Here is a 23,468-nt window from a genome sequence, read left to right on the forward strand (position 1 = left end):
AAGACGTCATTCGTCGAATACGACAAAACCGCCCGCATATCCCTTCATCAAATCATCAATGTCAAAAAGCAGAGGAACCAAAATCACGGATGATGCGTCAATCTCCAGACGCCCCAACCGGTCATCAAATCCCCAGAATTTTGCTCCGTTTCCGAAGCAGATGCCCTAATTAGCGTTTGCCGTCGAAAGGGTCAAGAGAGTGTCTCGACTTTTTTCTGGCTCGGCCTTTCAGACCCGGAACTTCGTGCTTTCGCCTTCCGCTCCTTCCGTCCGGTGCATCGTCGTCCGTTCGGTGAGGGGCTGTCTAGAGATGGCCGCCGAGGGCTGCAACCAGAAAATAGTGGGTTTAAGAAGAAAAGTTCCAGATCGCTGATATCGTTCGAAAATTCTCTCTGGGTGGCACTCGGCACAGCCCGAAGATGCAAAAAGGGGCGCGGTTTTCCGCGCCCCTTTTCGACATAGGTTCGAAACGACTCAGCGCTTCGAGAACTGGAAGCTGCGGCGTGCCTTGGCCCGACCGTACTTCTTGCGCTCGACCACGCGAGAATCGCGGGTCAGGAAGCCGGCGGCCTTCAGCGCGGCGCGCAGACTCGGTTCGTGCAGCTGCAGTGCCTGGCTGATGCCGTGCTTGACCGCGCCCGCCTGTCCCGAGAGTCCGCCGCCCTTGACGGTGGCCTGCACATCGTACTGCCCGGCGACGCCCGCGACGTCGAACGGCTGTTTCAGAATCATCTGCAACACCGGACGCGCGAAGTACTCGCTCATGTCCTTGCCGTTCACCATGACCTTGCCCGAACCCGGACGCACCCAGACACGGGCGACCGCATCCTTGCGCTTGCCGGTAGCGTAGGACCGGCCCAAATCGTCGCGCTGCGGTTCGCGGCGCGCTTCGGTGAGCGAGCTGGTGGAGGCGGCAGGCGCTTCGGCGACATCACCGCCCGAGACGACGGATTTCAGCTCGTCGAGGCTTTTGATTTCTTCGGCCATATCACGCGCTCCGGGTGTTCTTGGCGTTCAGGGACTTGACGTCGAGCACTTCGGGCTGCTGCGCCTCGTGAGGATGCTCGGTGCCGGCATAGACGCGCAGGTTGGACATCTGCTGCTTCCCAAGCTTGTTTCGGGTGATCATGCGCTCAACCGCCTTGATCACGACGCGCTCGGGATGTGCGCCTTCCAGAACCTGGCGCGCGGTGCGGTGTTTGATCCCGCCCGGATGGCCGGTGTGCCAGTAATACTTCTTGTCGTCGCGCTTCTTGCCGGTCATCTGCACCTTGTCGGCGTTGATGATGATCACGTTGTCGCCCATGTCCATGTGGGGCGTGAAGCTCGGCTTGTGCTTGCCGCGAAGGCGCATGGCGACGATCGAGGCGAGACGGCCCAGCACGACGCCTTCGGCGTCAATGAGGATCCATTTCTTGTCGATGTCCGCCGGGGTAGCGGTAAAAGTCTTCATCTCGGTCTTCCCTTGACGGGTTCATGAAAATTCGAATGCGAGCTTTTGGACCATCGCCAACGCGAAATCAAGCGCCAGACCAGAGGAAAAATCGTTACAAGTCAGTCAATTATAATGTAGGTATCTGAATACCACAATTTGGGCCCTATTGACGATGCTCCGTCAGAATCAACCAGACGGAGGAATCGCGTAAGTCATCGAACAGCGGGCCACAGGCGCTTCGAGTCCTTCCGAGAAGATCAGTGCCTCGCCTACCGCCAGCAGACGACCCAGTTTCAGAATCCGGCACTCTGCTAGCAGGTCTGTCTCCGATCGCGGCTTGCGCAGGAAGTCGATCGAGGCATTGCTGGTCACCGCAAGCGCCACCGGCCCGATCCGCGACAGGATCGCCGTGTAGATCGCCAGGTCCGCAAGTGCGAACATCGACGGCCCGCTGACCGTCCCTCCCGGCCGCAGATGCGCGTGGCCGACGCGCAATCGCGCAATCAGGACGTCTTCCGACACGCTTTCAACCGCGAAATCCGGTGCGATCTGCTCGAAGTCACGTGCAAGAAACGCATTCAGCGAATCCCGGTCCATCGCAAGCGTCATGCTTTCTCCTCCGCCACATCCGGCCTAGAGTTCCGCCTCAAACGGAGGATGGCAAGATGAGCAGGCTGATCGAGCGCGAGGACATCGGACATGTGGCCCGCCTGACGCTGAACTCGCCACAGAACTTCAATGCCCTGTCGATGCGGATGATCGACGCCCTCTCGGACGCCTTGCGCGAGATCGAGACCGATGAACACGTGCGGGCCGTGATTCTGGCCGGTGCCGGAAAGGCATTCTGCGCGGGCCACGACCTACGAGAGATGCAGGCGGCGCGCGGCGACACCGACGCGGGGCGCGGTGCCTACGACACGCTATTCAACCGCTGCGCTGGAATGATGCAGATGCTGCCCGCCCTGCCCCAGCCCGTGATCGCACAGGTTCACGGGGTCGCGACGGCCGCAGGCTGTCAGCTTGTCGCGTCCTGCGATCTCGCGGTCGCGGCAGAGGGCACACGATTTGGGGTCAACGGTGTCAATATCGGTCTGTTCTGCGCGACCCCGATGGTCGCCCTGACCCGCGCCGTGCCAGCAAAAGCCGCCTTTGAGATGCTCACCACCGGCGAATTCATCGATGCGGCGCGGGCCCGCGAGTTGGGTTTGATCAACAGGGTTGCGCCACCGGAAAGCCTTGCCGAAGAAACGTTGCACATGGCTCACGCGATTGCCGCCAAGCTGCCCATCGCCGTTCGCATGGGAAAGCGCGCCTTTCACGCCCAGCGCGGGCTTTCGCTCAGCGACGCCTACAGCAGCGCAGGCGAGACGATGTGCGAGAACATGATGCTGCCCGAAACTGACGAGGGCATCAGCGCCTTTCTGGAAAAGCGAAAACCGCGCTGGTCCTAGCCCAGCGCCGCAAGGCCCGGGAAGGTCTCAAGCAGCCAGTAGGACAGCGTCGCAAAACCTCCGGTCAGCAGCATGATCCCGACGACGATCAGCAGCGCTCCCATGATGCGCTCGATCAGCACCATGTGGGGCTTGATCCGATTCATCAGACCCATGGCGCGCTGGATGAAGATTGCCGATAGCAGAAACGGAATGCCAAGCCCCAGTGCATAGATCGCAAGAAGCGCGGTCCCCCGCCCCGCCTCTCCTCCGGAAGCGGCGAGTGACAGGATCATGCCCAACTGCGGACCGATGCAGGGTGTCCAGCCGAAGGCGAAGGCAAGCCCCAGAAGGTAGGCTCCGAACGCGCCGCCATCGCCGCGGCCGGCTTCTAGGCGTGCCTCCTGATCCAGGATCGGGATCCGGATGATACGCAGGAAATGCAGCCCCATCACGATCACAGCAACGCCCGAGATCTGCGACAGAAGCTTCTGGTATTGCAGAAAGGCGCGGCCAAAGGCCGACGCCGCGGCCCCCATGATCAGGAAGACCGTCGACAGGCCGAGGACGAAGAACAGCGCCGGCAGGGCTGCGCTGCGCTCTCCGGACTTCAGCCCGCTGACCCCGACACCGGTCATGTAGGCCAGATAGGGCGGGACGATGGGTAGAACGCAGGGCGACAGAAACGACAGGATGCCGGCCGCCAGGGCGACCAAGGCCGCGGGCAGAAACGCCGCGGTCAAGACATCGGGGGCAAGGTCCAGTCCGAACATGCGACCCTTAAATCATCGTCGAAAGATGGGGGGAAGCGCGCGGGCGATCACGCCTGCGTTGCAACCGCGCCGCCCAACGCTGGGGCGGCGCGATGCAGATCAGCTTCAGCGGCCGAGCGACCACCAGCCGCGCCGCTTGGGACGGGCGGGTTTTTCGGAAAGGGGTTCGCCTGATGCCTGATCGGCGTCGGCCAATGCAGGCTCGGGTTCGGCTGCAGGCTGGCTGTCCGCATTGGCAAGCTCTTCACCCGCCCCATCGTTCAACTCGGTCTCAACGTCATCGGCCTGCTCTGCCGGAGCGGGCGCAGGATCGCGAAGATCGACCGTCTCGGGCGTCGCCTTCTCGGGTTCCACCTCCGCTTCGGCCGCGTTCGGCTCAGCTGTTGCAGCGGCATCCGCCACTTCGCCCTCAGGCTTTGCTGCGGCTGACTCGCTCGCCGGATCGCCCGATTCTTCCGGTACGCCCGCAGAATCGTCCTTCTTCCGCCGACCACGGCCCCGCCCACGCGAACGGCGCGGCTTGTCGCGGCTCGTGTCGTCGTCTTGACCGGCAGCGTCCTGGTCGGCGGTGTCCGCGTCGGAAACAGCTTCCTCGGACGAACCCTCCTCTGAGGTATTGGCGTCGTCGGTGCTCTGATCCTCGTCGGACCGATCACCCGACTTCCGGCGGCGCCGACGGCGGCGCCGGCGCGACTTGCCGCCCTCATCGCCGGACCTGTCGTCATCCTCGGACCGATCGCCCGGACCGGACGTCCGCGCCGAAGCGTCGTCCGAGGCATCATCCTCGGCCGTGTCGGCTTCGTCGTCCTCGACGCTTTCGTCGTCGATCTGCGCCATCAGATCGGCATCGGCCGAGACGACATGCGCACCCGCCTCGGGGACGGCGCGCGTCGCTGTCTTGAACTTCTCCAACGCGAAGTCGGGAGAGATCAGCGCGGGATCGGCTTCCACCCGGACCGACATGCCATAGCGCGCCTCGATCCCGGCGATATGCTCGCGCTTCGCGTTCATCAGGAAGTTGGCGACCGCGACCGGCGCCTTGACCAGCACTTCCCGCGTACGCTTCTTCGTGCCCTCTTCCTCGATCGCACGCAGGATTGTCAGCGCAAGGCTGTCATCGCTGCGGATCAGGCCGGTGCCGTGGCAATGCGCGCAGGGCTGCGTGGTCGATTCCAGCATTCCCGGACGCAACCGCTGGCGCGACATCTCCATCAGCCCGAAGCCCGAGATCTTGCCGACCTGGATGCGGGCGCGGTCGGTCTTGAGCTTGTCCTTCAGGCGCTTCTCGACGGCGGCGTTGTTCTTGCGCTCGTCCATGTCGATGAAGTCGATGACGATCAGCCCGGCAAGGTCACGCAGACGAAGCTGCCGCGCGATCTCTTCGGCGGCTTCGAGGTTGGTCTTGGTCGCGGTCTCCTCGATCGATCCTTCCTTGGTCGCGCGACCCGAGTTCACGTCGATCGCGACCAGCGCCTCGGTCACGCCGATGACGATATAGCCGCCCGATTTCAGCTGCACGGTCGGGTTGAACATCCCGCCCAGATAGCTTTCGACCTGATAGCGCGCGTAAAGCGGCATCGGGTCGTTGTAATGCTTCACGTTCTTGGCGTGGGACGGCATGATCATCTTCATGAAGTCCTTGGCGGTCCGGTAGCCGCCCTCGCCCTCGACCAAGACCTCGTCGATCTCTTTCGAGTAGATGTCGCGGATCGTCCGCTTGATCAGATCGCCTTCCTCGTAGACCGGCGCGGGCGCGACCGACTGGAAAGTCAGTTCGCGGATCTGTTCCCACAGCCGCATCAGGTATTCGTAGTCACGCTTGATCTCGGTCCGGGTGCGCTGGCTGCCCGCGGTGCGGATGATCAGCCCGGCGCCTTTGGGCACTTCCAGTTCGCCGGCGATGTCCTTCAGCTTCTTGCGATCGGCCGCGTTGGTGATCTTGCGGCTGATCCCGCCGCCGCGCGCGGTGTTGGGCATCAGGACGCAATAGCGTCCGGCCAGCGACAGATAGGTCGTCAGCGCGGCGCCCTTGTTGCCGCGCTCTTCCTTGACCACCTGAACCAGCATGATCTGGCGGACCTTCACGACCTCCTGGATCTTGTAGCGGCGGGCGCGCGGCTTCTTGGCGGGACGGATCTCCTCGGCCACGTCCTCCTCGGCGACGGACTCGATCGACTCGTCCTTCTCGGCGGCATCGACGGCCTCGTCGCCTTCGACGACATCGCCCTCGACCTTTTCAGCCTCGTCATCGGCTGCCTGCGCCTTCGCGCCACGGCGCTTGCCGCGCGACTGTTCCTCGGCCTCCTGAGCCTCGGCATACGCGCGTTCTTCGGCCAGCAGCGCCTCTCGGTCGGCGGCCGGGATCTGATAGTAATCAGGATGGATCTCGGCGAAGGCCAGGAAGCCGTGGCGGTTTCCGCCGTAATCCACGAAGGCCGCCTGAAGCGAGGGTTCGACCCGCGTGATCTTGGCCAGATAGATGTTTCCGGCGAGTTGCCGCTTGTTTACGGTCTCGAAATCAAATTCTTCGACCTTGGTTCCGTCGACCACAACCACCCGAGTTTCCTCGGCATGGGTGGCGTCGATCAGCATTTTCTTTGCCATGTAGGGTGCTTTCAAGCAGTCGCCCGCCGGGCGGCGCCTGTGTCAGGGGCCGGGGGCAGGACGGACTGCGATGGGGGGGCGCCCGATGCGCGGCATGGACAAGACGAGGTGGCAAGCCGGCGCGCTGTCGGCACGCTGGCTGTTCCCTGTCGTCAATCGCGCGGTTCATCGGGTCCTGGACCAGTTTGGGCCGGGCGCAGGGCGCCGCGGCGGCGAGAACTGCCCGCGCAGGTGATCCTGCTGAACGGGCGGCGGTTTTCCGCGTGACAGCCGTTCTGGACATTCGTCCCAACCATGCCGCCGCGCTGCGAAACTTACGGCCCCGCGCAACTCTTGGTTGAGCCATGCGCAAGGCGTGACTGGAACATAGAGGGCCAAGCGGGGGAATTTCAATGCCTAAATCGCCGCCAGAGCCGCCGTAGGCCGCTCGCCGCGCACCCGGATCCTCTCCGTTGCGCGGCGCTCCGACCCGTTTCACGCAGGCTTAACACTTCGTTCACGGGGCTGTCGCACCCTTCGCCTAGGGGATGTGCAACGGATGGAATCGGGTGCTGACATGGCCCTTGTTCATGTGAATGCGGACGACGGCGCCGCACCGGCAGAAGCGGCGCGGGTGGCCGGCACACTGGACGCCGACGCACCCATCATCGTGATGATCCACGGCTACCGCTTTTCTCCCGCATCCCCGTCTCACGATCCCCATCGTCACATCCTGGCGATGCAACCCGACGGCCGCGCCCGTCGCGTGCTGTCCTGGCCGCGTGCCCTCGGCATTGAACCCGCGACGTCTCAGGATCTTGCGGTCGGCTTCGGCTGGGAGGCGCGCGGCAGCCTGCGCCGCGCCTATGCCAGCGCAGAAGACAGCGCATCGGCGCTGGCGCGGATCGTCGACCGCTTGGCCGAGACGGCCAACAGGCCGGTCGCTCTGATCGCCCATTCGCTGGGCGCACGTGTCGCGCTTGGCTGTCTGCACCACGTATCGGCAGGCAGCCTCGGTCGGACGATCCTGCTTGCGGGCGCCGAATTCCGCACCACCGCCGAACAGGCGCTGTCGACACCCGCCGGCAGGCGCGCCGAAATCATCAACGTCACCTCGCGCGAGAACGATCTGTTCGACTTCGCGCTGGAAATGCTGCTTAGCGCAGGCCGGCGGCAAGCGCTTGGCTTCGGCTTGAGCCAGCCGCGACGAAACTGGGTCGACGTGCAGATCGACGATGCACGGACACTGGCCGAACTGGCGCAGCTCGGCTTTCCGATGGACCCCCACGCACTGCGCATGTGCCACTGGTCGCCCTACCTGCGTCGCGGGGTGTTCGACTTTTACCGCACCGCCTTGCGCCAGCCCTGGGCGTTGCCGCTTGGAATGTTACGCCTGCGTCTGCCCCAGCCGACGGCGCCCCGATGGTCGCGTCTTTTCGCGACAACGCAGGATGCGGGGGGCCTGCGGGCCTAGAGGCTCAGCGTTTCCGCTGCCAGCGACCGTCTTCTTCGGCCCAGTATTCCGCCTGCGTTCCCACCGCCGTCAGCGCCCGCCATTGATCCCGCGCTTGCGCCACCTGTGCGTCGCTGCCGCCATCGAACAGGATACAGGTCCTTTGCATCCGCGCGCAGTCTTCGGGGGCGACCCCTGCCCCGTCCAGTGTCATCAGGCAGGCGGGCGCGTTGGCCGGCGGCGCGCCCGCATCGCCCGCCACCGTCAGAAGCACTGGCTGGCGCGCGTCATGGGCGCCACCGGCCAAGCCATGCGGCAGGAACCCGTCGCCCTGCCACAACTGCTCGTCCAGAAGTGCCATCCGCGCCGCGTCGCTGCCCCTCACCTCGATCCGCCACCCGGCCTCCTGCGCCTTGCCGATCAGCTGCGTCAGCAGCCGTTCGGCAGGCGAACGCGTCAGGTGGTAGAACATGGCGTTGCCCATCAGGCGTCTTCGTAGCCGTCGCGCACCATCCGGTCCAGCGTCAGCACGCCCCAACCGGTCGCGCCCCTCGGCGCCAGATCGGTTCCGCCCGGCGGCAAAGCCACGCCCGCGATGTCGATATGGGCCCAAGGTTGTCCCTTGCGGATGAACCGCTGTAGGAACTGCGCCGCGGTGATCGAGCCTGCAGGCCGTCCGCCCGAATTCTTGACGTCGGCCAGCCGCGACTTGATCAGCCGGTCATAAGCCGGGGCCAGCGGCAGGCGCCATGCGCCTTCACCCTCAGCCTTCGCCGCATCCAAGATCGCGCCCGCCAGCGCGTCGTCATTGGCAAAGACGCCTGCGTTTTCGTGCCCCAGCGCGATGATGACCGCGCCGGTCAGCGTGGCCAGATCGACGATCGCCTTGGGTTTGAACGTCTCCTGCGCGTACCACAGCACGTCGGCCAGCACCAAGCGCCCCTCGGCGTCGGTGTTGATCACCTCGATCATGTCGCCCTTCATCGACTTCACGATGTCACCGGGCCGCTGCGCGCGGCCATCCGGCATGTTCTCGACCAGCCCGACCAGGCCCACGACGTTGGCCTTTGCGTTTCGCGTGGCCAAGGCACGCATCACGCCGGACACGACGCCCGCGCCGCCCATGTCCATCGTCATCTCTTCCATGCCGGCCGACGGCTTGATCGAGATCCCGCCGGTGTCGAAGACGACGCCCTTGCCGACCAGCGCCAGTGGCGCCTCGCCGTCCTGACCTCCGTCCCAGCGCATCACGACGACTTTCGATGGCGTCTCGCTGCCCATGCCGACAGCCAGCAGCGCGCGCATGCCGAGCCGCTCCAACTCGTCCTCCTCAAGGACTTCGACCTTCAGGCCCAGCGATTCCATCGCCTTCAGCCGGTCGGCGAACTCGACCGTCGTCAGCACGTTCGCGGGCTCGTTGACCAGATCGCGTGTGAAGAACACCGCCTCGGCCAGGGCGCGGGCACGGTCCGCCGCACCCTCGACTGCGGCCGGGTCCTTGACCATCACCGTCACGCGTGCCGCTTCGGGGTCGGCGTCCTTCTCTGCCTCGGGCGCCGGCTCCTCGACCACCGCATCGGCATCGCTGAGGCGCGCATCGCCCGCACCGCCCCCGCGTACCGTGCGCTGCGGGATCAGATCGGGATCCTCCGCGGTCGCGTCCGCCTCGTCATCCTTGCGCGTGTGGTAGATCGAGAAATCATAGGCACGCAACGCGATCCCCAGCATCAGCTCTTCGACCGCCTTCAGCCCACCGGCCACAACCAGTACATGGGCCTTCCCCAGGCTCGCACCGATCGCCGCGCCCGCCTTGCGCGCCACCAGGGCCTCGGCATTCGCGGGAAGCATCACCAGGTGCAGCGCCTCGGCCGCCATCCCGGCCGGCCAGGCCAGTTCCATCGTCGCGCCGGGCTTCATCGCCTTGCCCGCCTTTGACTCAAGCGCGCGGGCCACGACCTCCCGCGTCGCACGCGGCAGGCCCGTCGGCAGCTTGCCGCCCGGCGCCACGACCAGTGCGACCCGGCCCTCATGCGCCGCCAATCGGTCGGTGGCGGTTTCAATCATCTCGATCTCGACGGGCTCGGTCATCGCGCACTTCCTCGTGTTGGGGGTTTGCCCGGCAACCTAGACCCGCGCCTTCCCCTTGGCCAGAGCCGCGGCGGCGGGTAAGCAGGGACACCACATGTGCAGCCCGGAAGCCGATGCCGCGGATCGACAAATACATCCTGTCGCAGATGCTGACGCTGTTCGGCTTCTTCGCGCTGGTGCTGATCGCGGTCTACTGGATCAACCGCGCCGTCTCGCTGTTCGAGACGTTGATGCGCGACGGCCAGACCGCGCTGGTCGTGCTGGAATTCACGGCACTGACCCTGCCGCTGGTGATTTCGGTCGTCCTGCCGGTCGCGGCCTTCACGGCCGCCGCCTATGGCACAAACCGCATGGCCGGCGAATCCGAACTGGTTGCGATGCAGGCGGCCGGTCTGTCGCCACTGCGCATGGCACGCCCGGTCCTGGTCTTCGGCGTGTTTGTGGGGCTGATGGTCGCGATCCTGGTGCACGGCCTTGTGCCACTGGCCCGCGAACGCCTCGCCGATCGGCAGGCAGAGATTGCGGAAAATGTCACCGCCCAGTTCCTGCGGCCGGGCGAGTTTCAGTATCCCACCGACGGTGTCACGCTGTTCATCCGCGACATTTCCGATGACGACCGGCTTCTGGACCTGTTTCTGGAAGACGCGCGCGATCCCGGCGTCCAGACCGCCTACACCGCCGAACAGGCGCTAATCCTGCGCGGCGAATCCGGCCCCGTGCTGGTGATGCTGGAAGGCATGGTCCAGCGCCTGCGCCACGATGGCGAGCGGCGGCAACTGACCGTCACACGCTTTCAGGAACTCAGCTACGACATCGGCGGGATGATCGCGGGCCGCAGCGCGCGTGGCAGGGACTTGCGCGACTACGGTACCTTGCGGCTTCTGAACCCGGATCAGGCCTTGCTCGACGCGACCGGCAAAAGCGCGGCTCAGGCCCGGCTCGAGGCGCATGAGCGCATCGCTCAGCCGTTATTGTCACCGATCGCCGCGATGCTTGGCTTTGCCACGCTGCTGATCGGTGGCTATTCACGCTTTGGCGTCTGGCGCCAGGTGGTCTGGGCGATCCTCGCGCTGATCGCGGTGCAGTTCGCCGCAAACGCGGCGGCGGACATGGCTGGTCGCGACCCCTCACGATGGCCGGTCCTCTACCTGCCCGCTCTTTTCGGGGCGGCCTTGGCGACGCTGATCCTGTGGCTCGCGGCCCGCCCGCGGGCACGCCGGCGAACCTATGCCTCGCCCGACCCGGGGGCTATGCCATGACGCTCGCCCTCTACATCGCGCGGCGATTCCTGCGCAGCCTGCTTCTGGTCGCCGGCGTCTTCGTGCTGATTTTGTTCCTGATCGAGATGGTCGAGATGATCCGCCGCTTTTCCGGCAGCGGCATCGGCGTCGCCGGCGCGGCGCGTCTGGCCGGCCTGAACATTGCGGGCAGCTTTTACGCGATCCTTCCGCTGATCACCGTGCTAGCGGCGATCGCGCTGTTTCTCGGCCTCGCGCGGACATCGGAAATGGTGGCGATCCGTGCCTCGGGACGTTCCGCCATCCGGCTTCTGGCGGCACCTTCGCTGACCGCGATCCTTGTCGGCGCCTTGGCGGTCGCGATCGTGAATCCCTTCGTCGCGGCGACCGGACAGGCTTTCGACAACGCGGTGGCGCGGATTGACCGCGATGGCCAGCAGACCGTCAGCCTTGGCGACCGCGCGGTCTGGCTTCGCCAGGCGCTGATCCGCAACGGGCAGGAAGACGGCCAGCTTCTGATCCGCGCCAGCCGGGCCAGTCCCGATGCAACCACGCTTTACGACGCGAGCTTCATGATCTTCGCAACCGATTCCGGCCCGACCCGCCGCATCGAGGCGCGCGAGGCGGTTCTGGCACCCGGCGAATGGCGTCTGACCGATGTCAAGGAATACCCGCTGGACCAGCCCAACCCCGAGGTCTCGGCCCGCAGCCTGGATACGCTGACGCTCGCCTCGGACCTGACCGCGCAGCGCATCCGCGAGGGGTTCGGTCGCCCTGATGCGGTGCCGGTCTGGCGCCTGCCGGCCTTCATCGCAGGGCTGGAACGCGCGGGATTTTCGGCCGCGCGCCATAGGGTCTGGCTGCAGATGGAGCTGGCGCGGCCGTTCCTGATGGCCGCCATGGTCGTGATTGCGGCGGGCTTCACGATGCAGCATATCCGTGGCCGCAGTACCGGCGGCGCCGTGCTTCTGGCGTTCGGCGCGGGGATCGGACTGTTCTTCCTGCGCAATCTGGCGCAGGTTCTGGGCGACAACGGCGAGGTGGCGCCATGGATCGCGGCCTGGGCGCCGCCCGCGGTCGCCATCGCCTTGGCCCTGGCACTGGTCCTGCAGCGGGAGGATGGATGAGACGGCTTTCCACGCCCGCGCTGTCGGCGGCGCTGATCGCGACCCTTCTGGGCGCGTCGCCGGCGAAGGCGCAGGACATCATCGGCGGGTCCGGCGGCGCGCCCGGCCCGGCACTTGCCCCCACCGCACCGCTGATCGGGATGTCGCCCGTTGCCGACGGAACGGAAGAGGCAACAGCCCCCGACGCCGTCAGCCCTGATAGTGACATCACGATCCCTGCCCGCGCGACGGAAGGCGATCAGGACCAGGCCGCGACGGTGCTCGCCGATCAGATCGTCCTGCAGGGCGACCGAACGCTGATCGCTGCAGGCGGCGTTGTGATCTGGTACCAGGGGGCGCGTCTTGTCGCCTCACGGCTGACGGTGGACGGCGCCTCGGGCGCGCTGACGATCGAGGGGCCGATCCACCTGACGGAACCGGCCAGGCGCGGCACACCCGAGGAAACGACGCTGATCGCCGACTCGGCGCAGCTTGACCGCGAATTGCAGGACGGCATCCTGCGCGGCGCCCGGCTGGTGATCGCCCGCGAATTACAGCTTGCCGCGCGCGAGGTCAGACGTAGCGGCGAAGGGCGGCTGACGCGTCTCGATCATGTCGTGGCGTCCTCATGCCAGGTCTGCGCCAGCGACCCGACCCCCTTGTGGGAGATCCGCGCCCGCAGCATCACCCACGATGCGGAAACCGGCATCCTGCATTTCGATCACCCGCAGTTTCGCGCATTCGGCGTGCCGCTGGCGGTGTTTCCGTTCATGCTGTCGGCCCCCGACCCGACGGTCGAGCGCCGGACAGGCTTCCTTCGGCCGGAAATTCGTACCACGTCGGGTTTGGGTTTCGGGATCAAGACACCCTACTTCATCACGCTCGGTCCATCCGCCGACGTGACGCTGACGCCGTATATCGCGGCGTCGCGAACGGTGACGCTGGAGACCCGTTATCGCGCCGCCTTCACGAACGGCGAGATGCAACTGACCGGTGCCATCAGCCGCGACGATATCGTGCAGGACGAGACGCGCGGCTATCTGTTCGGCGCTGCCCGCTTCGAACTGCCCCGGGGATATCGGCTGCGCGCTCAGGTTCAATACGCTTCGGACCGGGCCTATCTGCTCGATTACGATGTGACCGATGCCGACCGCCTCTGGTCGGGCGTTACGCTGGACCGCGTCACGCGAGAGCGGCTGTTCGCCGCGCGGATCGGCAATTACGATTCGCTGCGCGAGGACGAGGACAACGCCTTCTCGCCCGCGCAGGTCGCCGACGTGATCTGGCAACGCCGCTTCGAACCCGCGCTGATCGGCGGCGAAGGGTTGATGGAATGGTCGCTTCATGCCCATCGCCGCCCGTCGGATCGCGACGGTCTTGGCCGCGACATGGCCCGTGCCTCGGTCGGGCTCGACTGGCGCAGGACGCGCATCCTGCCCGGCGGCGTCGTCGCCTCGGCGCTCTCACGGCTCGACGCGGATCTCTACCGCATCGCGCAGGACACCCGTTACGACGACATCGAGACCCGCGTGACCCCGGTCGCCGGGGTCGAACTGCGCTGGCCGCTGATGGGACAGGCCGGTGGTGCGACGCATCTGGTCGAGCCGGTGGTGCAGCTTCTCTATTCGCCCCGCCGCGAGGCAGAGAACACCGACATCCCGAACGAAGACAGCCAGCTGATCGAATTCGACGAGGGCAACCTTTTCGCGACGAACCGGTTTCCGGGCTGGGACCGGCGCGAGCAGGGCCTTCGGGCCAATCTCGGCATCGGCTGGACGCGGATCGACCCGGCCGGCTGGTCGCTGGGGCTGACTGCGGGACGCATCTTCCGCGACCGCCCGGCCGAGGAATTCGGGGCGGACTCGCCCCTGTCAGGACGCCGCTCCGACTGGCTGATCTCGGCGCAATACGACAGCGGCGACGGGCTCGCCATCGCCAACAGGGCGCTGTTCAGCGACGGATTCGACTTCTCGCGTAACGAATTGCGCGTCGGCTGGCTGCGTCCCGGACTGCAGCTTTCGGCAGGCTATCTGTGGATCGACAGCGATGCCGACGAAAGCCGTCGAGTCGATGTCAGCGAGCTGACCTTCAACACCGGCTGGCAGTTCGCACCCGGCTGGTGGGGCACCGCCGAAGGCCGGTACGATTTCGCCTTCGACCGGCTGCACACAGCGGCCGCCGGCGTTCAGTACCGCAACGAATGCATCACCGTGAATGCCGGGCTGGAACGCAGCTTCTCGAACTCGGTGGACCTGCGCCCGGAAACCAGCTTCGACCTGTCGGTGCGGCTGGCCGGGTTCGGACGGCAGGCCGAGGTGCCGGGCACGGTGGCGCGGCGTTCCTGCATGCGTTAAGGTCCGGCCACCATGATCCGAAGGGCATCCCCGATGCGCAATACTCTCAAGGCCCTCGCGCTTGGCGCGTCGATCCTGTCCATCGCTCCGGTCGCTCAGGCGCAGAACCTGTTCGAGCCGATCATCTACATCAACAGCGACGCGATCACCCGCTACGAGCTCGACCAGCGGATGCGCTTCATGCAGGCGCTGAACGCGCCCGGCTCCAGCGCCGAACAAGCCGAAAAGGACCTGATCGAGGATCGGCTGAAGCTGCAGGCCGCGGCCTCGGCGGGCGTCACCGTGGACGACGCGGCGATCGATGCCGGCCTCGCCGAATTCGCCGGCCGCGCCAATCTGGGCCCCGAGGAATTCATCGCCGCGCTGGCCCAGATGGGGGTCGAGCGGCAGGCCTACCGCGATTTCGTGACGGCTGGCGTCGCATGGCGCGAATTCATCCGCAGCCAGATCGTCCCGCAGGTCAACGTCACCGATGCCGAGATCGATCAGGAATTGCGCAAAGTCGTCGAAACCCCGGTGATCGACCGCGTTCTGCTGTCCGAAATCATCATTCCCGCCCCCGAGGGCAGCGAGGCGCAGGCGATGGCAACCGCCCAGCAGCTGGTCGCGCAGCGCCCGTCCGAGGCAGAGTTCGCCGCCGCCGCCGGCCGCCTGTCCGCATCGGGCACGGCAAGCCGCGGTGGGCGCCTGGACTGGGTCGATCTGGACAACCTGCCCCCCGCCCTGCGCCCCATCGTGACATCGCTTCAGCCCGGCCAGACCAGTCAGCCGCTGACCGTTCCCGGTGCGGTCGTGATCTTCCAGCTGCGCGACTCGCAGGGAACCCTGCGCCCCGGCGCGGCCGAACAGGTGCTGGACTACGCCACGCTGCGCGTTGCCGATGCCCAAGCCGCCGCCAACGTCCGGGCCCGCGTCGACACCTGCGGCGACCTGCAGGCCGAAGGACGCGGTGCCACCATCCGTCAAAGTGTCTCGCAGAACGCGATCCCGACCCTGATCGGGGCGCAGCTCGCATCTCTCGATGCTGACGAATCCGCACTCGTCGTCAGCGGTGGAGGCGTGGATGTAGTGATGCTCTGCTCGCGCCAGCCGGCGCTTCTGGCCCAGCAGGGGACCGACGTCCCCTCGACCGCGCTGCCGCCCGATGGCGTGGAAAATGCCGTCCCGCAGGCCGATCCGCTGGCCCTGCCCGACCGTCAGATCGTCCGCGAGGATATCTTCAACCGCAAGATCAACGCGCTCGCCAACTCGATCCTGGCGGAACTGCGGGCCGACGCGGTCATCCGCCGGCCGTGACAGGCCGCACAAGGCGGGCAAGATGACCGGACGCATCATTCTCACCTGTGGCGAACCGGCCGGGATCGGCCCGGAACTGGCAGGCAAGGCGCTGGCCTCGGGCGTCGATTTCGCCTTTCTCGGCGATCCCGCGCATCTGCCGCCCGACACCGCCTGGTCAGAGATCCAGACACCCGACGCCCCCGTGCCCGCAGGTCACCTGCCGGTGCTGCGCCACGATTTTCCCGCCCCGGCGACACCCGGCCGCCCCGAACCGGCGAACGCCGCCGCGACCATCGCGGTGATCGCCCGCGCCGTCGATCTGGTGATGTGCGGACGGGCGGCCGCGATCTGCACTTTGCCGATCAACAAGCAGGCGCTGATCGAAGGCGCGGGTTTCGGCTATCCTGGCCACACGGAATACCTCGCCCATCTTGCCGGCGGGGTCGATGTGGCGATGATGCTTGCGTCGACGACGGTGACGCCGCCCTGTCGCGTCGTGCCCGCGACGATCCATATGGCATTGGAACGCGTGCCCGATGCGCTGACGCCAGACCTTCTGGAACGCACGATCCGCATCACCCACGCGGCGATGATCCGTGATTTCGGCATTGCCGATCCCCGCATCGCGATCGCGGGCCTGAACCCCCATGCCGGCGAAGGCGGAACGATGGGCCGGCAGGAAATCGACTGGATCGCCCCCCTGATCCTGCGCCTGCAAGGCGAAGGCTTGACGTTGATCGGCCCGCTGCCCGCCGACACGATGTTCCACGCCCCGGCGCGCGCCCGCTATGACGCGGCGATCTGCGCCTATCACGACCAGGCGCTGATCCCGATCAAGACGCTGGATTTCGCGGGCGGCGTCAACGTCACGCTGGGGCTGCCCTTCGTGCGCACCTCGCCCGACCACGGGACGGGCTTCGACATTGCCGGCAAGGGCATCGCTGACCCCGCCTCTACTATTGCAGCCCTGCGCATGGCCCGCGACATGGCGACCGCCCGCGGATGAGCGCGATCGACGGCCTGCCACCCCTGCGCGAGGTGATCGCGCGCCACGATCTGCGCGCGAAAAAGCAGCTTGGTCAGAACTTTCTTCTCGATCTGAACCTGACCGCCAAGATCGCGCGTCAGGCAGGCGATCTGACACAATGCGACGTGCTGGAAATCGGCCCCGGTCCGGGCGGACTGACCCGCGGGCTTCTAGCCGAAGGTGCGCGCCACGTGCTCGCCATCGAAAAGGATGCTCGCGCCCTGCCCGCCCTGCAGGAGATCGCCGATGCCTATCCCGGCCGCCTCTCGATCATGGAAGGCGACGCGCTGCGGATCGACCCGCTGGCGCATCTTACCCCGCCGATCCGCATTGCCGCCAACCTGCCCTACAATGTGGGCACTGAACTGCTGGTCCGCTGGCTTACCCCGGCGGAGTGGCCGCCCTTCTGGCAGTCACTGACCCTGATGTTTCAGAAGGAAGTGGCAGAGCGTATCGTCGCGCAACCGGGAAGCAAGGCCTATGGTCGTCTGGCTCTGCTGGCGCAATGGCGGGCCGACGCGAGGATCGCCATGACGCTTCCGCCAGAAGCGTTCGTTCCGGTGCCCAAGGTTCATTCGGCCGTGGTCCATCTGACCGCCCTGCCGAAGCCGCGCTACCCGGCCGATCCCGCGATTCTGTCGCGCCTGACCGCCGCCGCCTTCAATCAGCGGCGCAAGATGCTGCGGGCAAGTCTGCGCGGACTCCACCCGCAGATCGAGACGCTTCTGGAAAGCGTGGGAATACCGCCGACCGCGCGGGCCGAGGAAATCGACCTCGAGCGATTCTGCGCGCTGGCCCGCGCCCTGGCCGTCTAAGGGCATCGGGCTAGGCGCGCACGCGAAACCCGATCAGGCTTGACCGGACTGCTCGTCCTGCGTCGTGTCGGCAGGTGCCGTATCCGCATCTGCAGCAGGTTTGCGACGCGCGCGCGGTGCACGGGGTGCGCCTTCGCCACGCGGCGCACGGGGCGTGCCCTCGGCGCGGGGTTTGCGGGCGCGCTTCGGCTTCACCTCGTCTTCCGGGGTCGCGACGGGGCCCTGATCGGCCTCGGGCTCGGCCTCGGATGCAGGCAGCAGAGCCTCGGGCAGCCCATGCCGTCCCTTGTGCTCGTTGTCGGCCTGCGGCTCGCGGCGTTCTTGCACGGGTGCCTCGGCCGCCTCGTTGTCGGCTGCTTCCGCACGCGCGGTTTCACGCTGATGTTCGCGGTCCTCGCGGGCCTCGCCGCGGTTGTCCTGACGGTTGCCGTTCGCGCGGTTGTCGCGCTGGTCGCGATTGTCGCGGTGATCCCGACCGTCGCGGCTGTCGCGCTGGTCACGGTTGTCACGACCGTCGCGGTTGTCGCGCTGATCGCGGGTATCCCGCTGGTCGCCCTGCTCGTCATCGCCGTTCTGGCGATGGCCGTGCTGCTGTCCGCCCTGGTTCTGCTGATGCTGCGCCTGGCGTTCGGCCTGTTCGCGCTGCGCCTCGCCCAGCATGCGCGTGTAGTGCTCGGCGTGCTGGAAGAAGCTCTGTTCGGCCACGCGGTCGTTCGACAATTGTGCGTCGCGCGCCAGCGTCAGGTATTTCTCGATGATCTGCTGCGGGGTGCCGCGCACCTTGCCCTCGGGGCCCGAGGAATCGAACACCCTATTGACGATATTGCCAAGCGAGCGTTGACGGTTCGACTTGTTGCGCGAACGCGATTTCGATGATCTCATGAGTTCGTCGTCGTTAGGTCCGGGAAATCTCGGAGACGGGTTTGGGTCGGCGCAACGGCACCATCTTGTGCTTGTAGTCAGGTCGGGGTCTGCGCCCCGGCGGATGGTACAATCGACTTTAGGCTGACCCGCGCAGGCCGCAAAAGCAGCCCGTCACGAAACCGAATAAACATGCCGCAAGCAGAGTGACAAGCGAAAAATGCGTCAAACGACGCTCAGCCAGCGGATTCCTGACGGAATCGTGACGCCACGACGCGGTCGCGGCCATCCAAGTCGGTGATCACCCGCACCTCTGCCCCCGCTTCGCGAAAGAGGGCCGATACCGCGGGACCCTGCGCGGCGCCGATTTCGCACAGGACATGACCGCCGTGATTCAGGTGCCGGCCGGCGCCTGCCGCGATGGCGCGATAGGCCGACAACCCGTCACCGCCATCCGTCAGCGCGCCCGCAGGCTCCCATTCCCGCACTTCGGGCGACAATCCGGTCATCTCGGAGATCGCGATATAAGGCGGGTTCGACACGATCAGGTCGAACCGCCCCGCGACATTCGCGAACCAGTCCGACAACCTGAAGTCGGCCGAAACCCCGATCCGGGTCGCGTTGCCTCGCGCGACGCGCAACGCAGCTTCGGACACGTCGGTGCCCAGCCCCAGCGACCCAGGCCGGGCCGCCAGAAGCGAGATCAGGATCGCGCCCGTCCCCGTCCCCAAATCAAGCACGTTGTGCCACGACAGCCCCAGCGCCGCCTCGACCAGGACCTCGGTCTCGGGTCGCGGGTCCAGCGTGTCGCGGGTGACGGCGAAATCGTGTGTCCAGAAGGCGCGGCGTCCGGTGATCTGGCTGACCGGCTGCCGGGCGGCCCGCGCCGTGACCATCGCCTGAAACCGCGCCGCGACAGATCCCGGCAGCGGCTGCGACAGCCGCTCGGCCAGTTGATGCCGTTGCAGGTCGGAGCCGAACGCATGGAGCAGCAGACGCCGTGCATCGCCTGCCGGGTCATCCACGCCCGCCGCCCGCAGCCGCGCCACCGCATCCTGCAGCGCCGCGGTGCCCGTCATGTCTCGGCGGCCAGCTTGGCGGCCTGGTCGTGGGCCACCAGCGCGTCGATGATCTCAGTCAGATCGCCCGCCATCACCCGGTCCAGCGCGTAAAGCGTCAGGTTGATCCGGTGATCGGTCAGCCGACCCTGCGGAAAGTTGTAGGTCCGGATTCGCTCGCTGCGATCGCCCGAGCCGACCTGCGCCTTGCGATCCGCCGCCCGCGCTGCATCACTGCGCTGACGTTCCATGTCGTAAAGCCGTGCGCGTAGCACCGCCATCGCGTTCGCACGGTTCTGATGCTGCGACTTCTCGGATGAGGTCACCACCAATCCGGTCGGAAGATGGGTGATCCGCACCGCCGAATCGGTGGTGTTGACGTGCTGCCCGCCGGCACCCGATGCGCGCATCGTGTCGATGCGGATGTCGCCCGCCGGGATGTCGATGTCCACGTCCTCGGCCTCCGGCAGCACCGCCACCGTCGCAGCACTGGTATGGATGCGCCCGCCGCTTTCGGTTTCCGGCACCCGCTGGACGCGATGCACGCCCGATTCGTATTTCAGCCGGGCGAAGACGCCCTCGCCCTCGATCCGGGCGACAACCTCGCGGATACCGCCCAGCTCGGTCTCGGCCAGCTCCATTACCTCCAGCCGCCAGCCCTGCGCCTCGGCGTGTCGCTGATACATGCCCAGCAGGTCGCGCGCGAACAGGGCCGCCTCGTCGCCGCCCGTCCCGGGCCGGATCTCAAGGATCGCGGGCCGTGCGTCGGCGGCATCCTTGGGCAGCAGGGCCACCCGCAGCGCCTGTTCCTGGTCCGGCAAGGCCGCGCGCAGGCGGTGCAGTTCGTCCTCGGCCAGTTCGCGCATCTCGGGATCGGCAAGCATCGCTTGGGCCTCGCGCAGGGCGCCCTGCGCATCACGCCATTCGGCGATCTGCTCGACCACCGGGCGCAGCTCTGCGTATTCGCGGCTGATCGTCGCGATCTCTGACGGTTCGGCACCTGCGTTCAGCCGCGCTTCGAGATACTCGAAGCGCGCGGTGATCTGGTCGAGACGATCCTGCGGCAGCATGCAAGGGGTGTCGCGCGGCGCGCGCGCGGGGTCAATAGCGCCCGGGCGACAGGTGACGGGTCAATACCCGCCCAGCCGCGGCAGCCAGGTGGAAAAGAACGGCACGAAGGTCAGCACCATCAGCACCGCGATGGCAGCGGCGAAGAAGGGCGGCAGTTCTCGGATCAGCGCACCGGGCTTCTGGTTCGTGGCGGATGCCATGACGAAGATCAGTCCGCCCACCGGAGGCGTGATCAGCCCGAAGGTCAGGTTCACGATCACCACCATCGCGAAATGCTCGGGCGCGATTCCCAGATTCGCGGCGATCGGTGCCAGGATCGGGACCAGGATGATGACGCCGGGCAGCGGGTCCATGAACATGCCGAAGACGATCAGCAGCAGGTTGACCATCAGCAGGAACATGACCGGCGACAGCTCCATCGCGATCACGCCCTGCGCCAGCGCCTGCGGCACGCCCTCGATGATCAGCACCCAGGCAAAGGCCCGCGCGGCGGCCAGGATCAGCAGCACCGCGACCGACATGATCGCCGCGCGGTGCAACGCGCCCCACAGGTCGCGCAGGCCCATGCTGCGATAGATGACGATGCTCACCAGCAGCGCGTAGAAGACAGCCAGAACAGATGCCTCGGTCGGCGTGGTGATCCCGGCGCGAATGCCGCCTACAACCAGCACGATCAGCAACAGCGCCGGCACCGCATGCAGCGAATTGCGTCCAATCTCGGCCCAGGACGGCCGTGCGGCGGCGCTGCGATAACCCCGCTTGCGGCTGATATGCCAGTTCACCCCCGCCATCGCGGCCGAGATCAGCAGGCCCGGCAGGATCCCGGCCATGAAAAGCGAGCCGACCGAGACGCGGCTGTCCTGCAGCGCATAGACGATCATCGTGATCGAGGGCGGGATGATCGGACCCACGACGGACGCCGACATCGTCAGCGCCCCGGCATAGGCGCGATCGTAACCGCCCTTGTCCATCATCCGCGTCATCATCGCGCCCGGCCCCGCCGCATCGGCCAGCGCCGAGCCGGAAATCCCTGCGAACAGCGTCTGCGTCAGGACACTCGCATAGCCAAGACCGCCGCGCAGATGTCCAACGAACTGCCCCGCGAAGCGCAGCAGCGTCTGCGAGATCGCGCCCGTCGACATGATCTCGGCGGCGAGGATGAAGAACGGCACCGCAAGCAGCGGAAAGCTGTCGAGGCCCGAGAACATTTCCTTGACGACGACCACCATCGGATAGTCGCCGGCCAGCCCGACCGCCGTGAAGGCAGCCAGCGCCAGCGCGAAGGCCACCGGCACGCCGATCGCGATCAGCGCAAGAAAGGCGATCACCAGAATCTCAACCACGGGCAGCCTCGTCGTCTCCGGTCGCGAAGCCTGCGCGCAGATAGCGCGGCGCGATCAGCGCCAGATGCACCGCCAGCAGCGCGAAGCCCGCGGGCATGGCAGCATAGACCCATTTCATCGGCAGCCGCAGCGCGGCGGACCGCTGAAACTGGCTGCGCGCCATGTAATCCCAGCCCACCCAGATCATGAAGGCGAAAAAACCCATCAACCCGATCAGGATCGCCCAGCGCAGCATGATCTGCGCGCGGCCCGGCAAGGCCTCCTGCACGTTCGAGATCGCGACATGTGCGCCCTGCCGCAGCGCAAGCCCGGCGCCCAGGAAGGTCAGCCAGATCATCGTGTAGCGTGCCACCTCGTCGGCCCAGGGCAGCGAGGCATTGGTCAGGTAGCGCAGGCTGACATTCCAGCCCACGACCACCGACATCAGGACCAGCGCCGCGATGATCGCGGCGCCGTTCAGGATCAGAAAGGTACGTTCAAGCTGACGCACGGCGTTGTTTTTCTTCTCTGCGTCAGGGCGTTATTGCGTGTTGATGATCTGGTCCATCAACTCGCCGCCGAACTGGTTGCGGTAATCCTCGTAAGGTCCGGCAAGCGCCTCGCGGAAAGCGGTCTTCTGCGCCTCGTCCAGTTCGTTCACTTCCATGCCGGCCTCGCGCAGCGTCTCGACGCCCGATTGCTCGACATCGTCCACATAGGCGCGCATCGCGACGACAGCCTTGTCGGCGGCATCCTCGAACACCTGCTTCTGGCTGTCGTCCAGCTCGCTCCACAGCTTCTGCGATACGAGGATCATGGCCGGCGAATAGACGTGGCCGTCCAGCGTCAGGTATTTCTGGACTTCCGACAAGTTGGCCGACACGATCACCGACAGCGGGTTTTCCTGCCCGTCGATCGCGCCCTGTTCCAGCGCCGGGATCACCTCGGGCCACGCCATCGGGGTCGGTGCGGCGCCCAGCGCCTCGAACGCCTCGATATGGACCGGGTTTTCCATGGTGCGGATCTTCAGACCCGCCATATCCTCGGTGCTGTTCACCGCGCCGCGATTGTTGGTCAGATGCCGGAACCCCTGCTCGCCCCAGGCCAGCGCGTGCATGCCGACATCGTCGAACTTCGCCAGCATGTCCTGCCCGATCGGGCCGTCCAGCACGGTGCGGGCGTGGTTCAGGTCACGAAACAGGAACGGCACGTCGAAGACACCGGCCTCCGGCACGAAACTCGACAGCGTGCCCGACGACACGATCGTCGCCTCGACGGTGCCAAGCTGGATGCCCTCGATCACCTCGCGCTCGCCGCCCAGCCCCGAGGACGGGAAGTCGCGGAAGGTGAACTGATCGGGCAGCGCCTCGCTGATTGCTTCCTCGAAGGCCTTGGCCGCGACGCCGTAATGGCTGTCCTCGGCCAGCGCATAGCCGATCTTGATCTCGGTCTGCGCCGCAGCGGCGCCCGCCACCAGCGACAGCACCGTCGCCGCACCCAAAGTCATCCGTATCGTCATGCCGTTCTCCCTGTCGCGAACCCTCCGCCCGCGGATCGCGCGCATCCTGCAAATGAT

General features: G+C 66.4%; 21 protein-coding genes. 8 read left to right on the forward strand and 13 right to left on the reverse strand.

Annotated features, from left to right (window positions below; genetic code table 11):
- Window positions 1–474 precede the first annotated feature (474 nt).
- The 3 genes from rpsI to MLD63_RS08825 all read right to left on the reverse strand — a co-directional run bounded on the left by rpsI (window position 475) and on the right by MLD63_RS08825 (window position 2,044).
- Entirely contained in the window at window positions 475–987 is a 513-nt protein-coding gene (rpsI, locus tag MLD63_RS08815) for a 30S ribosomal protein S9 (RefSeq protein ID WP_255329544.1), read from the reverse strand.
- A gap of 1 nt (window position 988) precedes the next feature.
- On the reverse strand, window positions 989–1,453 hold the full coding sequence (gene rplM, locus MLD63_RS08820; RefSeq protein ID WP_255329545.1) for a 50S ribosomal protein L13: 465 nt from the start codon (window positions 1,451–1,453) through the stop codon (window positions 989–991).
- Window positions 1,454–1,621: 168 nt separating this feature from the next.
- The gene (locus MLD63_RS08825) at window positions 1,622–2,044 is read right to left on the reverse strand and encodes a PaaI family thioesterase (protein ID WP_255329546.1); all 423 of its coding nucleotides are present in this window, start codon (window positions 2,042–2,044) and stop codon (window positions 1,622–1,624) included.
- Window positions 2,045–2,100: 56 nt separating this feature from the next.
- Between MLD63_RS08825 and MLD63_RS08830 the strand changes: the two genes are divergently transcribed.
- The gene (locus tag MLD63_RS08830; protein ID WP_255329547.1) at window positions 2,101–2,886 is read left to right on the forward strand and encodes an enoyl-CoA hydratase; all 786 of its coding nucleotides are present in this window, start codon (window positions 2,101–2,103) and stop codon (window positions 2,884–2,886) included.
- Here MLD63_RS08830 and MLD63_RS08835 read toward each other — a convergent pair.
- On the reverse strand, window positions 2,883–3,638 hold the full coding sequence (locus MLD63_RS08835) for a cytochrome c biogenesis CcdA family protein (RefSeq protein WP_255329548.1): 756 nt from the start codon (window positions 3,636–3,638) through the stop codon (window positions 2,883–2,885). The two genes, MLD63_RS08830 and MLD63_RS08835, sit on opposite strands and share 4 nt — an antisense overlap.
- A gap of 105 nt (window positions 3,639–3,743) precedes the next feature.
- A complete protein-coding gene (locus MLD63_RS08840; RefSeq protein ID WP_255329549.1) occupies window positions 3,744–6,242 on the reverse strand; it encodes an Rne/Rng family ribonuclease in 2,499 nt (832 codons plus the stop codon).
- A 556-nt stretch (window positions 6,243–6,798) separates the two neighbouring features.
- Between MLD63_RS08840 and MLD63_RS08845 the strand changes: the two genes are divergently transcribed.
- Window positions 6,799–7,695, forward strand: a complete 897-nt coding sequence (locus tag MLD63_RS08845) for an alpha/beta hydrolase (RefSeq protein ID WP_255329550.1) — start codon at window positions 6,799–6,801, stop codon at window positions 7,693–7,695.
- A 4-nt stretch (window positions 7,696–7,699) separates the two neighbouring features.
- Here the strand turns inward: MLD63_RS08845 and MLD63_RS08850 are convergent, their stop codons facing one another.
- Both MLD63_RS08850 and MLD63_RS08855 read right to left on the reverse strand, forming a co-directional pair.
- Window positions 7,700–8,158, reverse strand: coding sequence for a DNA polymerase III subunit chi (locus MLD63_RS08850; protein WP_255329551.1), 459 nt, complete (start codon window positions 8,156–8,158; stop codon window positions 7,700–7,702).
- Window positions 8,158–9,762, reverse strand: coding sequence for a leucyl aminopeptidase (locus MLD63_RS08855; RefSeq protein ID WP_255329552.1), 1,605 nt, complete (start codon window positions 9,760–9,762; stop codon window positions 8,158–8,160). Before MLD63_RS08855 ends, MLD63_RS08850 begins: the two co-directional genes overlap by 1 nt.
- A 113-nt stretch (window positions 9,763–9,875) precedes the next feature.
- Between MLD63_RS08855 and lptF the strand changes: the two genes are divergently transcribed.
- From lptF to rsmA, 6 genes are read left to right on the forward strand one after another with little or no spacing between them, the layout of a single operon-like run.
- Window positions 9,876–11,021 (forward strand): LPS export ABC transporter permease LptF, encoded by a 1,146-nt coding sequence (gene lptF / locus MLD63_RS08860; RefSeq protein ID WP_255329553.1) that lies wholly within the window; start codon window positions 9,876–9,878, stop codon window positions 11,019–11,021.
- Complete coding sequence (lptG, locus tag MLD63_RS08865; protein ID WP_255329554.1) at window positions 11,018–12,127, forward strand: LPS export ABC transporter permease LptG; 1,110 nt, start codon at window positions 11,018–11,020, stop codon at window positions 12,125–12,127. The genes lptF and lptG overlap by 4 nt, the downstream gene beginning before the upstream one ends.
- Window positions 12,124–14,460: an LPS-assembly protein LptD gene (locus MLD63_RS08870; protein ID WP_255329555.1), complete on the forward strand. Its 2,337-nt coding sequence runs from the start codon at window positions 12,124–12,126 to the stop codon at window positions 14,458–14,460. The genes lptG and MLD63_RS08870 overlap by 4 nt, the downstream gene beginning before the upstream one ends.
- A 33-nt stretch (window positions 14,461–14,493) precedes the next feature.
- The gene (locus MLD63_RS08875) at window positions 14,494–15,756 is read left to right on the forward strand and encodes a peptidylprolyl isomerase (protein ID WP_255329556.1); all 1,263 of its coding nucleotides are present in this window, start codon (window positions 14,494–14,496) and stop codon (window positions 15,754–15,756) included.
- Window positions 15,757–15,778: 22 nt separating this feature from the next.
- Window positions 15,779–16,744 carry a 4-hydroxythreonine-4-phosphate dehydrogenase PdxA gene (gene pdxA / locus MLD63_RS08880; protein WP_255329557.1) on the forward strand — a complete coding sequence of 322 codons (966 nt, stop codon included), beginning with the start codon at window positions 15,779–15,781 and terminating at the stop codon, window positions 16,742–16,744.
- Entirely contained in the window at window positions 16,741–17,580 is an 840-nt protein-coding gene (gene rsmA, locus MLD63_RS08885; RefSeq protein WP_255329558.1) for a 16S rRNA (adenine(1518)-N(6)/adenine(1519)-N(6))-dimethyltransferase RsmA, read from the forward strand. Before pdxA ends, rsmA begins: the two co-directional genes overlap by 4 nt.
- A 33-nt stretch (window positions 17,581–17,613) precedes the next feature.
- Here the strand turns inward: rsmA and MLD63_RS08890 are convergent, their stop codons facing one another.
- The 6 genes from MLD63_RS08890 to MLD63_RS08915 form a co-directional block, all read right to left on the reverse strand.
- Window positions 17,614–18,462 (reverse strand): DUF4167 domain-containing protein, encoded by an 849-nt coding sequence (locus tag MLD63_RS08890; protein WP_255329559.1) that lies wholly within the window; start codon window positions 18,460–18,462, stop codon window positions 17,614–17,616.
- Window positions 18,463–18,677: 215 nt separating this feature from the next.
- Window positions 18,678–19,520: a peptide chain release factor N(5)-glutamine methyltransferase gene (prmC, locus tag MLD63_RS08895; protein ID WP_255329560.1), complete on the reverse strand. Its 843-nt coding sequence runs from the start codon at window positions 19,518–19,520 to the stop codon at window positions 18,678–18,680.
- Window positions 19,517–20,569 carry a peptide chain release factor 1 gene (prfA, locus tag MLD63_RS08900; protein WP_255329561.1) on the reverse strand — a complete coding sequence of 351 codons (1,053 nt, stop codon included), beginning with the start codon at window positions 20,567–20,569 and terminating at the stop codon, window positions 19,517–19,519. The genes prmC and prfA overlap by 4 nt, the downstream gene beginning before the upstream one ends.
- A 60-nt stretch (window positions 20,570–20,629) precedes the next feature.
- Window positions 20,630–21,913: a TRAP transporter large permease gene (locus tag MLD63_RS08905; protein WP_255329562.1), complete on the reverse strand. Its 1,284-nt coding sequence runs from the start codon at window positions 21,911–21,913 to the stop codon at window positions 20,630–20,632.
- Window positions 21,906–22,403, reverse strand: a complete 498-nt coding sequence (locus MLD63_RS08910; RefSeq protein WP_255329563.1) for a TRAP transporter small permease — start codon at window positions 22,401–22,403, stop codon at window positions 21,906–21,908. Before MLD63_RS08910 ends, MLD63_RS08905 begins: the two co-directional genes overlap by 8 nt.
- Window positions 22,404–22,433: 30 nt before the next feature.
- Window positions 22,434–23,411, reverse strand: a complete 978-nt coding sequence (locus MLD63_RS08915; RefSeq protein WP_255329564.1) for a TRAP transporter substrate-binding protein — start codon at window positions 23,409–23,411, stop codon at window positions 22,434–22,436.
- Window positions 23,412–23,468: the final 57 nt, after the last annotated feature.

Source organism: Paracoccus albicereus, from assembly GCF_024359525.1.
Lineage (GTDB): Bacteria > Pseudomonadota > Alphaproteobacteria > Rhodobacterales > Rhodobacteraceae > Paracoccus > Paracoccus albicereus.

What these genes read in the sequence shown, in the direction of transcription:
- rpsI (WP_255329544.1), bottom strand. Translation starts at nt 987, where the DNA reads ATGGCCGAAGAAATCAAAAGCCTCGACGAGCTGAAATCCGTCGTCTCG.
- rplM (WP_255329545.1), bottom strand. Translation starts at nt 1,453, where the DNA reads ATGAAGACTTTTACCGCTACCCCGGCGGACATCGACAAGAAATGGATC.
- MLD63_RS08825 (WP_255329546.1), bottom strand. Translation starts at nt 2,044, where the DNA reads ATGACGCTTGCGATGGACCGGGATTCGCTGAATGCGTTTCTTGCACGT.
- MLD63_RS08830 (WP_255329547.1), top strand. Translation starts at nt 2,101, where the DNA reads ATGAGCAGGCTGATCGAGCGCGAGGACATCGGACATGTGGCCCGCCTG.
- MLD63_RS08835 (WP_255329548.1), bottom strand. Translation starts at nt 3,638, where the DNA reads ATGTTCGGACTGGACCTTGCCCCCGATGTCTTGACCGCGGCGTTTCTG.
- MLD63_RS08840 (WP_255329549.1), bottom strand. Translation starts at nt 6,242, where the DNA reads ATGGCAAAGAAAATGCTGATCGACGCCACCCATGCCGAGGAAACTCGG.
- MLD63_RS08845 (WP_255329550.1), top strand. Translation starts at nt 6,799, where the DNA reads ATGGCCCTTGTTCATGTGAATGCGGACGACGGCGCCGCACCGGCAGAA.
- MLD63_RS08850 (WP_255329551.1), bottom strand. Translation starts at nt 8,158, where the DNA reads ATGGGCAACGCCATGTTCTACCACCTGACGCGTTCGCCTGCCGAACGG.
- MLD63_RS08855 (WP_255329552.1), bottom strand. Translation starts at nt 9,762, where the DNA reads ATGACCGAGCCCGTCGAGATCGAGATGATTGAAACCGCCACCGACCGA.
- lptF (WP_255329553.1), top strand. Translation starts at nt 9,876, where the DNA reads ATGCCGCGGATCGACAAATACATCCTGTCGCAGATGCTGACGCTGTTC.
- lptG (WP_255329554.1), top strand. Translation starts at nt 11,018, where the DNA reads ATGACGCTCGCCCTCTACATCGCGCGGCGATTCCTGCGCAGCCTGCTT.
- MLD63_RS08870 (WP_255329555.1), top strand. Translation starts at nt 12,124, where the DNA reads ATGAGACGGCTTTCCACGCCCGCGCTGTCGGCGGCGCTGATCGCGACC.
- MLD63_RS08875 (WP_255329556.1), top strand. Translation starts at nt 14,494, where the DNA reads ATGCGCAATACTCTCAAGGCCCTCGCGCTTGGCGCGTCGATCCTGTCC.
- pdxA (WP_255329557.1), top strand. Translation starts at nt 15,779, where the DNA reads ATGACCGGACGCATCATTCTCACCTGTGGCGAACCGGCCGGGATCGGC.
- rsmA (WP_255329558.1), top strand. Translation starts at nt 16,741, where the DNA reads ATGAGCGCGATCGACGGCCTGCCACCCCTGCGCGAGGTGATCGCGCGC.
- MLD63_RS08890 (WP_255329559.1), bottom strand. Translation starts at nt 18,462, where the DNA reads ATGAGATCATCGAAATCGCGTTCGCGCAACAAGTCGAACCGTCAACGC.
- prmC (WP_255329560.1), bottom strand. Translation starts at nt 19,520, where the DNA reads ATGACGGGCACCGCGGCGCTGCAGGATGCGGTGGCGCGGCTGCGGGCG.
- prfA (WP_255329561.1), bottom strand. Translation starts at nt 20,569, where the DNA reads ATGCTGCCGCAGGATCGTCTCGACCAGATCACCGCGCGCTTCGAGTAT.
- MLD63_RS08915 (WP_255329564.1), bottom strand. Translation starts at nt 23,411, where the DNA reads ATGACGATACGGATGACTTTGGGTGCGGCGACGGTGCTGTCGCTGGTG.